The sequence below is a fragment of the Variovorax sp. LjRoot175 genome (assembly GCF_964253805.1).
GTDB lineage: Bacteria > Pseudomonadota > Gammaproteobacteria > Burkholderiales > Burkholderiaceae_C > Variovorax.
On record NZ_CAXURY020000001.1, the window covers coordinates 3,706,195 to 3,720,374 of the forward strand.

Here is a 14,180-nt window from a genome sequence, read left to right on the forward strand (position 1 = left end):
ATGAGCGTCGCAGCTGCACCGGGCCATGCGATGGGCGCCATGGGCGAGCTCTACGGCGCGCTGTGGCGCCATGCCGAGGGCAAGCGCGGGCAGCTGCTCGGCGCGACCGCGCTGCTCACCAGCTCCCAACTGCTGCGGCTCACGATGCCGTGGCTCGCGGCGCAGGCCATCAATGCGCTGCAGACCGGCGACATCGCGCGCTCCGGACGCTGGATCGCGGCGCTGGCGGGGATCTACGTGCTGTCGTGGGTTGTCCACGGCCCGGGGCGCATCCTCGAGCGCAACGTGGGCCTGCGCGTGCGCGAGGCGCTGGCCGATGTGCTCTATGCGCGCATCGCCGCCGCGTCGCTCGCCTGGCACGACGGCCACCATTCGGGCGAGCTGCAGCACCGCGTGCACCAGGCGAGCCGCGCCTTGTCGGACTTCGCGCAGAACCAGTTCATCTACCTCACGAACATCGTCAACTTCATCGGGCCCTTGATCGCGCTCACGCTGCTCTCGCGCACCAGCGGCGCGATGGCGATCGCGGGCTACGTGGTGATCGCGATCGTCATCGTGCGCTTCGACCGCGCACTGATGCGGCTGGCCCGCGCCGAGAACGATGCCGACCGGCGCTACGTCGCGGCGCTGCTCGACTTCCTGGCCAATGCCTCGACCGTGATCGGCCTCCGACTCTCGGCCGCCTCGCGCCTGCTGCTGGGCCGGCGCATGGCTGCGATCTCGGCCCCGCTCAAGCGCACGGTGGTGCTCAACGAGGGCAAGTGGTTCTCGGTCGATGTCATGGGGCTGGCGCTGACCTGGGGCCTGGTCGTGGTCTACGTCTGGCAGTCGCGCACGCCGGGCCAGACGGTGATGCTGGGTGCGGTGTTCATGATCTACCAGTACGCGCAGCAGGCCGCGAGCGTCGTGACCTCGATGGCGGCCAACTTCAGCTTCTTCGCGCGCATGCACACCGACTACGGCAGCGCGGCGCCGATCTGGCAGGCGCCGTCGCGCGCGGACGACCTGGCGCAGGAACGCATCGATCGCGATGCAGCCTGGCGCACGCTGCAGGTCGACGGACTGGTCTGGAACTACCGGCCGCGCGGCACCGAGGCGGTCACCGAGCATGTGCCGAGCGGCCTGCACGCGCTCGCGCTCATGCTGCGGCGCGGCCAGCGCGTTGCGCTCGTCGGGCCCAGCGGCGGCGGCAAGAGCACGCTGCTGCGCGTGCTGGCCGGGCTGTATGCGCCGCAAGGCGGCACGCTGGCAATCGACGGCGAGCCCACGGCCTGGCCGCGGCTGCGCAGCATCGCGACCCTGATCCCGCAGGAAACCGAGGTCTTCGAGGCCAGCGTGCGCGAGAACCTGGGCTTCGGCCAGCCGCTCGATGACGATGCGATCCGGGCCGCGCTGCATGCCAGCACCTTCGACGAAGTGCTCGCGGCCACGCGCGGCGATCTGGACACGCCGCTGTCCGAACGCGGCTTCAATCTTTCAGGCGGGCAGCGGCAGCGCCTGTGCCTTGCGCGCGGCGTGCTGGCCGCGAAAGGCAGCTCGCTGCTGCTGCTCGACGAACCGACCAGCGCGCTGGATGCAGCGACCGAAGGCCGCGTGCTGGAGCGCATTGCGGCGGCTTTCCCCGAGGCCTGCGTGATCGCATCGGTCCATCGGCTGAGCCTGCTCGAGCGTTTCGACACCGTCGTGCTGATGGAAGCCGGCCGCATCGTCGATGCCGGCGCGCGCGCGGCGGTGCTGGCGCGCCAGCCGTCGCTCCAGGCGCCGGCCTCGCCCTCGGCGCGCGCAGCATGCTAAAAATGCGCCTCGGCCCGGATCCCCGTGGAACCCTTGGCGCCGAATCCGTTCCAAAAAAAGCCATGCCATCCAAGACCCTCGCTCTCCGCACCGGCCTCGTCGCTCTTGCAATCGCCGGCCTCGCCGCCTGCTCGACGACACCGCTGCCCACGCCGCGCGCCGGCCAGCCCACCGCCATTCCCAGCAATCCGGCCCCACAAGCCCAGGCCGCCTTCATCCGGCCGGCGGCGGGCCCGACGCTCTCGCGCTTCGACGGCAAGCGCAACAAGGGCCTGGACATCGCCGGCAGCATGGGCGATGCGGTGCTCGCCTCCGCCGACGGCCGCGTCGTCTATGTCGGCAGCGAACTGCGCGGCTACGGCAACATGGTGATCGTGAAACACAACGAAACCTACCTCACCGCCTACGCGCACGCTCAGAACATCCTGGTAAAGGAAAAGGACGTGGTGCGCCAGGGCCAGAGAATCGCCGAGATGGGCATGAGCGGCGCCGACCGCGTGAAGCTGCATTTCGAGATCCGCAAGCAGGGCGTGGCGGTCGATCCCGAGCCCTACCTCAGCGGACGCTTGATGCCCTAGAGCAAGCTCTCCGGCACCAGCGGCGCGAAAAACTCCAGCTTCAGGCGCGAGCCGAAGTCGGTTTCGGGCTCCTCGTGGAAGACGAGATCGGGGCCGCCGTCTTCCGACGGACTCACCCATTCGATCTTGCCGCTGTCCCCCATCCGGACGCGGTAGGCCGCGTCCATGGTGATGAAGCCGATCAGGCTGGTGAGCTGCGCCGCAATCTGCGGGCTGTAGATGAACAGGCCGAGTTCGGTGTTGTGCAGATCGGAGCGCGGATCGAAATTCAGCGAGCCGAGGAACACCGCCTTGCCGTCGACCACCGCCGACTTGCCGTGCAGGCGCCCGGCGGCCGAGCCGAAGACGCCGAAGCGCTTGGTCTGCTCGACCCGCTTGGGGCTCAGTTCGTAGAGTTGCACGCCGACCTTGACCAGTTCGGGCCGGTAGCGGCGGTAGCCCAGGTGCACCAGCGATTCGTCGGTGGCCGCGAGCGAGTTGGTCACGAGCGTGAAGCGCACGCCGCGCTCGCGCAACAGGCGCACCGACTCCATGCCGCCGCGCCCCGGGATCAGGTAGGGCGTGGTGATCAGCGCCTCGCGCTCGGCCGAGCGAACCAGGCGGCGCACGTTGTACAGCACGCCCTCGGGCGCATCGGCCGTCACGCGCGGCCGGTCCTCGCGCGGGCCCAGTGCCTTGTGCGGCGCGTCGGCGTAGGCCTCGGCCCGCGCCCAGATCAGCGAGAGCTCGCCCTCCTCGAAATCCTCGCCCAGCGCCCGATAGCCCAGCAAGTCGCGCTCGATCGGTGCCGAGGGCATCCAGATGGCGGCGTCCCAGGTCATCTCCTCGAAGCGCTCGCGCAGTTGCCGCAGCGAGCCGCCGACGGCCGCCAGCGACTGGACGGGGTACACGTAAGGGCTGTTCCAGTAGACGTCGAACAGCGAGGAGAGCCTCGGGACCACCGCGCCCGTCACCAGCGTATCGATGTCGATGAAGTTCGATCCGGCGTCACGCAGGAAGTATTCGTTGGCGATGTTGCGCCCGCCGACCACCGCCATCGCGTTGTCGGCGACGAAGAGCTTGTTGTGCATGCGCCGATGGATGCGGTCGATGTCGAACAGCGAGGCCGCAAGCCGCGTGCCGAGGCGGTCGCGTCCTGCCGGGAAGGGATTGAACAGGCGCACCTCCACGTTCGCATGGGCGCCCAGGCCGGCCAGCAGCTCGTCGGCGCCGGCGGTGTAGAGGTCGTCGATGAGAACACGCACGCGCACGCCGCGCTCGGCCGCGTCGCGCAGGGTGCGCAGCAGGTAGCGGCCGGTCTCGTCGTTCTGCACCAGGTAGTACTGGATGTCGATGCTGCGTTGCGCGCGGCGCGCGAGTTCGAGGCGTGCATGCATCGAATACGCCGGCATCGGCAACAGCCGGAAGCCGCTCAGTTGCGCGTCGGGCGCGCCCTTGGCGGCCATGCGCGCGAGCGCCGTGTCCGCCGTATCGGCCAGGGCGAAGGACGGCGGACGCTCGACGATCGCCGGAAGTCCGGCACAGCCCGTGACGAGAAGCGCGAGCACGATCGAAACGAGCCACGCGCCCACCCTGCCCCAGCCGCCTTGCGCCCGCCGCATCGAAGGATCAGCCGCCATGGCCGCTCTCGATCAGGGACAAGGTCCCCTGATCGGACCGGCCATCGAAGTACTTGTGCAGGCAGTCGCGGAACACCGCCTGCGACGGGTCGGCCTGGAGAAACAGCGTCATCGACGACCAGAACTTGAGATCGTCCGGCGCGCCGAAGATCTCGCCGATCGCGCGCCCCTGCACGGCCAGCACCAGCGCGCTGCATTCGCGCAGGCGCGGCCCGAGCAGCGGGTGCGCGAGGTAGGCGTGCGCTTCGTCCAGCGATGCGATCGCGTAGTGGCGCGCCATCTCGCTGCGGCCGAGGCCCGCCAATTGCGGAAAGACGAACCACATCCAGTGGCTGCGCTTTTTGCTGTCGCGCAGCTCGTCCCGGACGCGGTCGATCACGGCGTCCTGGGCGTCGACGAAACGCTGCAAATTGAAGGGATCGTTCATGGGCAACAGGGACTCTCTGTAGGCGCTTTCTTTCTCCAGGTGGCGAAGTATGCCGCGCGGTTTTGCAATCGCAACGGCATGAAATCCATGCACACGAAAAAGAGAGCCCAGAGACTTTCATGAACTGCGAAGCAATCCATTGCACCGAAACCCGAACCGTCCGGTTCGCCATCTATCCCGACGGCCTCGAAGGCCCCCGCATCATTGCCCACATCTCTGAAGCCGCATTGCGCGGCCTGTCTCCAACCCTCGATGGCGACCTGACGGAAACCTGCGAGAACTACTTCGACTGCATCGAGGCCAAGGCCCTGGAGCGCTACCGCGCCGCGCCCTCCGCGCCCATCGTGCTGGACGCGACCGACGTCAGCTCATGCGCTTTACTGCACTGATCCACTTGTCGAAGGCGCGCATCTGGTCGCCGACGAACTTGCGGGTCGTCTCGTCGGTGCACTGGCCTGCCGCGTCGAACTTGGCGCCCGCGCCGCCGATGAACACCTCGGGCTTCGCCAGCACCATGGCATTCATGAACAGCATCACGCGGCGCAGGTCGTACTGAACGCGCGCGCCGCCGACCGGGCCGGGCGAGGCCGAAAGAATGGCCACCGGCTTGTGCGCGAAGGGCTGGTCCTCGCCGCGGCTCACCCAGTCGAGCACGTTCTTGAACACGCCCGGTATCGAGAAGTTGTATTCGGGTGTGGCGATGAGCACGCCGTCGGCGCGGCGGATGCGTTCGCGCAGCGCCAGCACGGCCGGCGGAAGGCCCCTGGCCAGTACGTCGCCGTCGAAGGGCGGTATCTCGCGCCATTCGATGGCGTCCATGCGCATGCTGTCCGGCATCAGCGATGCGGCCAGGTTCAGCGCCATCCGGTTGACCGAGTCGGCGCGCAGGCTGCCGCAGAGGCCGACGATATCCAATGTGCTCACGATGATTTTTCCTGCTGGTTGTGGAAGCTGGATTTGAACAGCGAAGCCGTCTTCATGCGGCCGCTACGGGATTCAGGATGAAATCGAAGTCCAGGGTGTAGTACGGCACCTCGCTGATCCCGCCGTCGGGCGTGGTGCCGGGCGGATGCTCCAGCCAGTCGGCGATCAGCGACCGGCGCACGCCGAAGACGGCGTCGGAGTCGAGGTAGCTGTCGCCGTCGCGGAACACGTGCGTGATCAGGCGCTCGAAACCCGGCGCGGTGATCATGAAGTGCAGGTGGGCGGGCCGCCACGGATGGCGCCCCAGCGCATCGAGCATGCGGCCGACCGGCCCGTCGTGCGGGATCGGATAGGCCTCGGCGCGTATCGACTTGAAATGGAAGTGCCCCTCGGCATCGGCATGCAGGGTGCCGCGGGCGCGGTGGCCGTGCTCGCCGGAATACTGCACGTCGTAGAGCCCGTCGGCATCGGCTTGCCAGACCTGCAGCTGCGCATTCGGCACCGGTGCGCCGTCGAGTCCGAGGACGCGGCCGCGCACGAAGCAGGGCTCGCCCCGCGCGCCATTGGCCACGTCGGCCCCGAGCGGATACTCGGGCGAGCCTTCGACGTGAAAGGGTCCGAACACGGTGGATTCGGTGCATTCGCGCGGCTTGCGGTTGTTGAGCGCCGTCACCAGCATCGACAGCCCCAGCGTGTCCGACAGCAGGATGAACTCCTGCCGCTTGTCGTCGGTGATGTGGCCGACTTCGGTCAGAAACTTGATGCCCGCAAACCACTCGGCCTCGGTCAGCCGGATGTCGCGCGCAAAGGCATGAAGGTGCTGCACCAGGCTGGTCATCACTTCGCGCAGCCGCGGGTCGGCGGCACCCGTGTGACGTGCCAGTACGGCTTGGGTGATGGTGTCTTCATCGAGGTTGCGCACGCGGGTCTCCTTGAACGTTCGGGCCGGACTATGGCATTGCGGCGCCACGCAAGAAAGGAGCTTGGCGGAAAACTGTTTTGCGCCGGCACGCCACCTCCCGCGGGGCGTTCGGCCTACCATCCCCGCATGAAACCCTTGGCCTTTGTCTACACCAGCCAGCCGCAGCGCGTGGTCTTCGGCGCCGGCAGCCTCGCCCACCTGGCGCGCGAGATCGACGCGCTGGGCGCGCGCCGCGCGCTGGTGCTGTGCACGCCCGAGCAGCGCGCCCAGGCCGAGCGCGTGGCCGAGTTGCTGGGCGCCCAGGCCGCCGGCATCTTCGACCGCGCCGCGATGCACGTGCCGATCGAGACCGCGCGCGAGGCTCGCGAGATCGCGCGTGAGCTCGATGCCGACTGCGCCGTGGCCATCGGCGGTGGCTCCACCACCGGCCTGGGCAAGGCCATTGCATTGGATTCGGGTCTGCCCATCCTGGCGATTCCCACCACCTACGCGGGCAGCGAGATGACGCCCATCTACGGCCTGACCGAAGCGGGCCTCAAGAAGACCGGCAAGGATCCCCGTGTGCTGCCGCGCACCGTGATCTACGACCCCGAGCTCTCGCGCAGCCTGCCCGTGGGTTTGAGCGTCACCAGCGGCATCAATGCGATCGCGCATGCGGCCGAGGGCTTGTATGCGCAGGACAGCAACCCGGTGATGGACCTGATGGCCGAGGAAGGCATTGCCGCGATCGCGCGTGCGCTGCCGGCGATCCGGCGCCAGCCCGAGGACATCAAGGCACGCTCCGATGCGCTCTACGGCGCGTGGCTGTGCGGCAGCGTGCTGGGCAACGTCGGCATGGCGCTGCACCACAAGCTGTGCCACACGCTGGGCGGCAGCTTCAACCTGCCGCATGCCGAGGTGCACACGGTGGTGCTGCCGCATGCGATCGCCTACAACGCGGCCGCGGCGCCGCGCGCGATTGAGCGCATTGCGCGGGCCCTGGGCCGAGAGAACGCGGCGCAAGGGCTCTTCGAGCTGGCGCGCGACAACGGCGCGCCGGTCGCGCTCAAGGACATCGGAATGAAGCACAGCGACCTCGACCGCGCGGCGGACATCGCGGCGGCCAACCCGTACTGGAATCCGCGCCCGGTCGAGCGCGAGGCGATCCGCGCGCTGCTGCAGCGCGCCTTCGACGGCGAGCCGCCGGCCTAGCTGGTCCACTTGCGCTGGTAGTCCATGCGCTCGAAGTGCTCGACCAGGAAGTCGATGAAGGTGCGCACCTTCGCCGACATGTGGCGCCGGCTCTGGAAGGCGATGTTGATGCGCAGGCGCGGCAAGTCCCACTCGTCGAGCACCGGCACCAGGCGGCCGGCCACGATGTCGTCATAGAGGATGTACTTGGGCTGCACCAGGATGCCGAGCCCGTCGAGCGCCGCCGCGCGCAGCACCTGGCCGTCGTTCGCCTCGAGCAGGCCCTTGACCTTGATCACGCGCCGCTCGCTGCCGCGGCGGAAGGCCAGCTCGTCGGGGTTGTGGCTGTAGGTGTAGATCAGCAGGTCGTGCGCGGCCAGCTCGTCCACGCTCTGCGGCGTGCCGCGCCGATCGAGGTAGCCCGGCGAGGCGGCGAGGATGCGCCGCGTCTCGGCCAGGCTGCGGATGGTGATGTTGGAGTCGTTCTCGTACTCGCGCGTGCGGATCGCGACGTCGATGTTGTTGTCGATCAGGTCGTAGTAGCGGTTGGCCGCGACCACCTGGACCGCGACCTTGGGATAGCGCTCGGTGTAGGCGCGCAGCAGCGGCGCGATGTGGTGCATGCAGAAGGACAGCGATGCGCTGATGCGCAGCGTGCCCATCGGATCGAGCGCCTGGGCATTGACCGCCGAATCGGCATCGCGCAGATCGGCCAGGATGGTCTTGCAGCGGTGGTAGTAGCTCTCGCCCGCCTCGGTCAGCGAGAGGCGGCGGGTGTTGCGCTGCACGAGCCGCACGCCCAGCCGCGCTTCCAGCGAGGCCAGGTGCCGGCTGGCGGCGGCGTTCGACAGGCCCACGGCCTCGGCAGCGCGCGACAGGCTGCCCTGCTCCGCGGTTTGTACGAACAACTCGATCTCGGTCCAGCGATCCATGCGGCATCTTAGTTGCGTGGCAACGGCCTCCCGGACTTGCAGGATCGCCGCGAGTTCTTGCCCGATCGTCCAAACCCTGCCGGCCGCGCGAGACAAACGCAGCAGGCTTGCCTAAGCTATGGACATGACCACCGTCTCCACTGCCGCCACCGCACGCGAACGTCCGGACCAGCAACTGCAACTGGTCCTCCGGCGCGCCGAACTCGCCGCGCTGATCGAGCGCTTTGCCGTCGCGGAGGGCACCAACCCCACCGCCGTTCCCGGCCTGGCGGTGTTCCGATCCACGCGCGTCGGGGAACCGCTTCATGGCGCCTACGAACCCGCCTTCTGCCTCATTGCGCAGGGGAGCAAGCGCGTCATGCTCGGCGACGAGCTGTTCGTCTACGACTCGTCCAGCCATCTCGTGGTGTCGCAGAACCTCCCGGTGACCGGACAGGTCATCGATGCGACCCCCGAAGCGCCCTACCTGGCCCTGCGCCTCGACATCGATCCGGCGGAGATCGCGACGATGATGCTGGAGGCGGACCACCTCAAGTCGCCGAAGGCAGCGGCGCGAGGCATCTTCACCGGCGAGACCTCCATCGAACTCCTCGACGCGGTGGTGCGCCTGATCCGCCTGCTCGACACGCGCGAGGACGTCCCTGCCCTCGCGCCGCTGGTCATCCGGGAAATCTACTACCGCCTGCTGAAGGCCGAGAACGGCTGGCGGCTCGGACAACTGGCGGTCGCGGGCAGCCAGAGCCAACGCATCTGCCGCGCCATTGCATGGCTGCGGGAACACAGCACGGCGCCACTGAAGCTGGAGGACATGGCACGGGCCGCGCACATGAGCGTGTCGTCCCTGCACCATCATTTCAAGGCCGTGACCGCGATGAGCCCGCTGCAGTACCAGAAGCAGTTGCGCCTGCAGGAAGCGCGCCGTCTGCTCTTCAGCGACATGGTGGACGCCGCGGAGGCCGGCTACAAGGTCGGCTACGAAAGCCCGTCGCAGTTCAGCCGCGAGTACAGCCGGATGTTCGGCGCGCCGCCTGCGCGCGACGTGCGGCGCTTCAGACAGGGTGAGCTGGGCGGCAGGCTTTGAGATCCGCAAGCGTTCAACTGGTTTTTTCCATCCGCCCTGTCATGGCACTCGCGAAGGCGGCGAGGTCGCCCCATCGCTGACGCCGAGCTGCTTGTCAGCCATTTGCGACTGGCTACGCCCGCGGCTTCGTGGTCAACTCGCCTGGCCATGGAGACAAGGAGCTTCCGATGCAGAAACTCGTCAACGTCGAAGCGATCAATGTGCGGTCCGAGGCCAGCGTCGAGCCCGACACGCTGATCGGCCCCATCTTCCTCGGGCAGGCCGTCGATGACCTGGAAGACGGACCGGAGGGCTGGCATCACGTCCGCACCGCCGTCGATGGGAAATCGACCGAGGGCTTCGTCAAGGCCGCATTGCCGATCACCAAATTCGACTGGCAGCCGCCCGAGCAGCCCACCTTGCGCGACCCGGCCTCTCCGGCGCGGGAGGCGCTCGTTGCCGCGGCCGTCGAGCAATGGCTGCGCTTCGACAGAGGCGCCGGCAAGGAAGCGAAGGAGCCCTTCAGCGGCTTCATCGGCGAGATGTGGAAAGCGTTCGGCAAGCCGTTCACAGGCAAGACCGCCACGCAGCCCTGGTCGGCGGTGGCGATCTCGCTGATGGTGAGGACGGCGGCCAGGGAGTTCGACGAGTACAAGTCCTTCCAGCAGTCGATCGGCCATGCCGCGTACATATGGGATGCGATCAAGAAGAACGCGAGCGGCGACCTGGCAGCGCCCTTCTGGGGCGTGCGGCTCGACAAGGCAAAACCCCAGGTGGGCGACATCATCGGAAGCTGGCGCGAGAAGCCGGCGAGCTACGACGACTACCTCAATGCCTCGAACAATCCCGAGTTGCCGAGCCATTGCGACATCGTCGTGGCCGTCGGGCCGGAGGTCGCATGGGCGATCGGCGGGAACGTGCAGAACTCGGTGTTCGCAACGGGCTATCAGCTGAGCTCGGATGGCACGCTGCTGAGCAATCCGAGGATCACCGCGGACGGCAAGCTCGTCGGCGAGGCGATCGTCCTCCTGGACAACAGGGTTAGCTCGTAAGAAAAATTGAAGGATAGATGTAGTTTCAGGTAGTTTATTTTTTGAATACGCAAACCTAGACTTGCCTCCAGGCCGTGCTTTCCGGCTTATCGATTCCACACTGCCGGAGGTCCGTGCCATGCGTCTGCGTTCTCTGCTGCCCTCTCTTGTTCTTGCCACGCTGGCGGCCATTTCGATGCCGGCCCTGGCGGCCTATCCTGACAAGCCGATCCGCCTGATCGTGCCGTCGGCTCCCGGCGGTGCACCCGACGCGCTGATGCGCGCACTGGCCACGCAGTTGTCGCAGCAGATGGGCGTGCCCATCGTGGTCGACAACAAGCCCGGTGGCTCCTACACGATCGGCACCATGGACCTGGTCCGCTCCCCGGCCGACGGCTACACGCTGGCCTACGGCAACGTCGTGTCGCTGGCCACCAACCGCTCGCTGCTGAGCAATGTGCCGTACGACGTGGAGAAGGACCTGACGCTGGTCGCCAACACGCTGCGCCTGTCCAATCTGATGATCGTCAGCAACGAGCTGCCGGTCAAAAGCGTGCCCGAGCTGATCGCCTATGCGAAGAAGAACCCGGGCAAGCTGGCTTTTGCATCCGACGGCAACGGCACCACCGCCCATCTGGGAGTGGAGCTCTTCAAGTCCATGACCGGCACCCACATGCTGCATGTGCCCTACAAGGCCGGGACGGCAGCCCTCACCGACCTGATCGGCGGCGGCGTTCAGCTCATGATGATCAACACGCCGGTGTCCGGTCCGCCGGCCCAGGCCGGCCGCGTGAGAGCGCTGGGAATCTCGTCCACCCAGCGCTCGCCCACCTACCCGGACATTCCCACCATTGCCGAATCCGGCGTGCCGGGCTTCGAGGTTGCGGCCTGGGGCGGCATCGTTGGGCCGGCTCGTATGCCCAAGGACATCGTGACCCGCCTCAATGCCGAAATCCGTACCGCGCTGGCCAACCCGGCGGTGCGCGAGCGCTTCAAGATGCTGGGTGCCGAGACCGACCCCAGCACGCCGGAGCAGTTTCTCGAACTCTCGCGCCGCGAGACGGTCAAGTGGGCCAAGATCATCAAGGACTCGGGCGCGAAGATCGACTGACGGTCGGGCTGATACACCATGACCCCCTGGAAAGCTGCAAGGCCCGGCGATCAGCTCAGCGCCATCGACACGCCCGCGCTGGTGCTCGACCTCGATGCATTCGAGCGCAACCTCGCGCGCATGGCCGAGGCGCTGCGCGGCACGAACGTGCGTCTTCGTGCCCACGCCAAGTGCCACAAGACCCCCGAGATCGCACTGCGCCAAATGGCTTTGGGCGCCGCCGGCATCTGCTGCCAGAAGGTCAGCGAGGCGGCGGTGTTCGTGGAGGCCGGCATCGAGGATGTGCTGGTCACCAACCAGGTGATGGGCGACACCAAGTTGCGTCATCTGGCAGCCTTGGCGCGCAAGGCGCGCGTGGGCGTGCTCGTTGATCATCCGCAACAGGTGCAGGCGTTGGCCACCGTTGCGCAGGCGCACGGCGTGGCGCTCGATGTCTATGTCGAGGTCAATGTAGGCGCGGACCGCTGCGGCGTCGCCCCCGGCGACGAGGCCGTGCGGCTGGCGCGGCAGATCGTTGCCGGCACGCCGCTGCGTTTCATGGGCCTGCACTGCTACCACGGCCCGGCCCAGCACATGCGCGCGCCGCAGGAGCGGGCCGCGGCCATCGCCGGCGCCGTGGAGGCCGCGCGCACCACCCGCGCGGCCATCGAGGCCTGCGGCATTGCCGTCGAGCGTGTAACGGGCGCGGGTACCGGCAGCTTCCTGCACGAACGCGATTCCGGCGTCTGCAACGAGATCCAGGCCGGCTCCTATGTCTTCATGGATCGCGACTATGGCGACAACCAGCGCGGCGAGAACGACATCGCTTTCGAGCATGCGCTGTTCGTGCGCACCACGGTCATGAGCCGCGCGACGCCCGAGCGCGCCGTGGTCGACGCCGGCCTGAAGGCATCCAGCGTGGACTCGGGCCTGCCGACCGTGTGGCAGCGTGCCGACCTGCGCTATGTGAAAGCCTCGGATGAGCATGGCGTGCTGGCCACCCCCAACGGAGCCGCGCTTTCGCTGGGTGACCCGCTGATGCTGGTGCCCGGCCACTGCGACCCGACCGTCAATCTCTATGACGAACTGATCTGCGTGCGCGGCGAGCGGGTCGAAGCCCTCTGGCCGATCGCTGCGCGCGGCGCATTGCTGTGACCCTTTTCAACTCGAGATATCCGATGCAGGAAAAATTCGACCTTCTGATCCGCAACGCCAGCGTCGTCGACGGCACCGGCGCGCCCCGCTTCGCCGGCGACATCGGCATTCGCGGCGACCGCATCGCGCGCATCGGCGATCTGTCGGCGATGCACGGCGACGTCGAGATCGACCAGGGCGGCCGCATCGCGGCGCCAGGCTTCATCGATGCGCACACGCACGACGACCGCCTCATGCTCTCCAACCCCGACATGGCGCCCAAGGTCAGCCAGGGCATCACTACCGTGATCGCGGGCAATTGCGGCATCTCGCTGGCGCCGATGCCGGGCGGAATCACGCAGCCGGTCACGCCGCCATTGAATCTGCTCGACGAGGAAGGCGGCTGGTTCGCCTTCCCCACCTTCGCGTCGTACATCGAGACACTGCGCGCCAAGCCCGCGGCGACCAACTGCGCGCTGCTGGTGGGCCACACCACCTTGCGCGTCGCGACGCTGGACGACCTGGGCCTGCCTGCCACCGAAGAACAAATCGCCAGCATGCGCGCGCTGGTACAGGAAGCGCTGGAAGCCGGCGCCATCGGCGTCTCCACCGGCTTGTTCTATGAGCCCGCGGTCGCCGCGCCGACCGAGGAAGTGATCGAGACCTGCCGCCCGCTCAAGGACTTCGACGGCGTGTACTGCACGCACATGCGCAACGAAGCAGACCAGGTGATCGACTCGCTCGAAGAAACCTTCCGCGTCGGCCGCGAGGTCGGCGTGCAGGTGGTGATCTCGCACATGAAGGTGGTCGGGCCCGCGAACCACGGCCGTTCGCAGGAGGCGCTGTCCTTCATCGAGAAGAACATGGCCACCCAGCCGATCTGCCTGGACTGCTACCCGTACACGGCCGGCTCCACCATCCTCTCGGCCGACCGCGCAGCGACCTCGTCGCGCGTGATCGTGAGCTGGTCGAAGCCCATGCCCGAACATGCGGGCCAGGACCTCGACGTCATTGCGAAGAAGCTGGGCGTCAGCGAGGAAGAAGCGATCCGCCGGCTCAGCCCCGCCGGCGGCATCTACTTCCGGCTCGACGAGAGCGACGTGCAGCGCATCCTGAAGTTCGACAAGACCATGATCGGCTCCGACGGCCTGCCGCACGACGCCTCGCCGCATCCGCGTCTGTGGGGCAGCTTCCCGCGCGTGCTGGGCCACTACGGCCGGCTGCTCGGGCTGTTCCCGCTGGAGACGGCCGTCTACAAGATGACCGGGCTCACGGCGAAGAACTTCGGCCTCAAGGACCGCGGCGTGCTGAAGGAAGGCGCGTACGCCGACCTGACCCTGTTCGACGCCGACAGCGTGGACGAAGCCGCGACCTACGAAACGCCGATCGCCCCGGCACGCGGCATCGACGCGGTGATCGTCAACGGCACGATGGTCTGGCAAGGCGGCCGCCCGACCGGCGCGCGCCCCGGACGCGTGCTGGCGCGGGAGGCCCACTGA

At 67.8% G+C, this 14,180-nt stretch carries 14 protein-coding genes; 9 read left to right on the top strand and 5 right to left on the bottom strand.

The annotated features are described in order from the left end of the window. Positions 1-1,794: an ATP-binding cassette domain-containing protein gene (locus tag ACSQ89_RS18305; RefSeq protein WP_244504134.1), complete on the top strand. Its 1,794-nt coding sequence runs from the start codon at positions 1-3 to the stop codon at positions 1,792-1,794. A 62-nt stretch (positions 1,795-1,856) separates the two neighbouring features. Beyond that, positions 1,857-2,372 (top strand): murein hydrolase activator EnvC family protein, encoded by a 516-nt coding sequence (locus tag ACSQ89_RS18310; protein ID WP_436294524.1) that lies wholly within the window; start codon positions 1,857-1,859, stop codon positions 2,370-2,372. Here the strand turns inward: ACSQ89_RS18310 and ACSQ89_RS18315 are convergent. Further along, complete coding sequence (locus tag ACSQ89_RS18315) at positions 2,369-3,991, bottom strand: phospholipase D family protein (protein ID WP_093111979.1); 1,623 nt, start codon at positions 3,989-3,991, stop codon at positions 2,369-2,371. The two genes, ACSQ89_RS18310 and ACSQ89_RS18315, sit on opposite strands and share 4 nt — an antisense overlap. After that, positions 3,981-4,418 (bottom strand): DUF1810 domain-containing protein, encoded by a 438-nt coding sequence (locus tag ACSQ89_RS18320; protein ID WP_093111977.1) that lies wholly within the window; start codon positions 4,416-4,418, stop codon positions 3,981-3,983. The genes ACSQ89_RS18315 and ACSQ89_RS18320 overlap by 11 nt, the downstream gene beginning before the upstream one ends. A gap of 119 nt (positions 4,419-4,537) precedes the next feature. Between ACSQ89_RS18320 and ACSQ89_RS18325 the strand changes: the two genes are divergently transcribed. After that, positions 4,538-4,807, top strand: a complete 270-nt coding sequence (locus ACSQ89_RS18325; RefSeq protein WP_436294525.1) for a hypothetical protein — start codon at positions 4,538-4,540, stop codon at positions 4,805-4,807. Here ACSQ89_RS18325 and ACSQ89_RS18330 read toward each other — a convergent pair. Together ACSQ89_RS18330 and ACSQ89_RS18335 are read right to left on the bottom strand one after the other, a co-directional pair. Further along, positions 4,782-5,342, bottom strand: a complete 561-nt coding sequence (locus tag ACSQ89_RS18330) for an NADPH-dependent FMN reductase (RefSeq protein ID WP_244504133.1) — start codon at positions 5,340-5,342, stop codon at positions 4,782-4,784. The genes ACSQ89_RS18325 and ACSQ89_RS18330 overlap by 26 nt on opposite strands. A gap of 52 nt (positions 5,343-5,394) precedes the next feature. Beyond that, a complete protein-coding gene (locus ACSQ89_RS18335; protein WP_093111973.1) occupies positions 5,395-6,264 on the bottom strand; it encodes an intradiol ring-cleavage dioxygenase in 870 nt (289 codons plus the stop codon). Positions 6,265-6,390: 126 nt separating this feature from the next. Here ACSQ89_RS18335 and ACSQ89_RS18340 point away from each other — a divergent pair, with 126 nt between their 5' ends. Then, a complete protein-coding gene (locus ACSQ89_RS18340) occupies positions 6,391-7,455 on the top strand; it encodes a maleylacetate reductase (RefSeq protein WP_436294526.1) in 1,065 nt (354 codons plus the stop codon). Here ACSQ89_RS18340 and ACSQ89_RS18345 read toward each other — a convergent pair. Further along, positions 7,452-8,366 (bottom strand): LysR family transcriptional regulator, encoded by a 915-nt coding sequence (locus tag ACSQ89_RS18345; RefSeq protein WP_093112268.1) that lies wholly within the window; start codon positions 8,364-8,366, stop codon positions 7,452-7,454. The two genes, ACSQ89_RS18340 and ACSQ89_RS18345, sit on opposite strands and share 4 nt — an antisense overlap. Before the next feature lie 118 nt (positions 8,367-8,484). Between ACSQ89_RS18345 and ACSQ89_RS18350 the strand changes: the two genes are divergently transcribed. The 5 genes from ACSQ89_RS18350 (at position 8,485) to ACSQ89_RS18370 (ending at position 14,180) form a co-directional block, all read left to right on the top strand. Then, on the top strand, positions 8,485-9,447 hold the full coding sequence (locus tag ACSQ89_RS18350) for an AraC family transcriptional regulator (RefSeq protein WP_170855813.1): 963 nt from the start codon (positions 8,485-8,487) through the stop codon (positions 9,445-9,447). 167 nt (positions 9,448-9,614) lie between these two features. Then, entirely contained in the window at positions 9,615-10,478 is an 864-nt protein-coding gene (locus ACSQ89_RS18355; RefSeq protein ID WP_436294527.1) for a DUF2272 domain-containing protein, read from the top strand. A gap of 118 nt (positions 10,479-10,596) precedes the next feature. Continuing rightward, positions 10,597-11,568 (top strand): Bug family tripartite tricarboxylate transporter substrate binding protein, encoded by a 972-nt coding sequence (locus ACSQ89_RS18360; protein ID WP_436294528.1) that lies wholly within the window; start codon positions 10,597-10,599, stop codon positions 11,566-11,568. An 18-nt stretch (positions 11,569-11,586) separates the two neighbouring features. Beyond that, positions 11,587-12,702: a DSD1 family PLP-dependent enzyme gene (locus ACSQ89_RS18365; RefSeq protein ID WP_436294529.1), complete on the top strand. Its 1,116-nt coding sequence runs from the start codon at positions 11,587-11,589 to the stop codon at positions 12,700-12,702. Between the two features lie 23 nt (positions 12,703-12,725). Further along, entirely contained in the window at positions 12,726-14,180 is a 1,455-nt protein-coding gene (locus ACSQ89_RS18370; protein WP_436294530.1) for an N-acyl-D-amino-acid deacylase family protein, read from the top strand.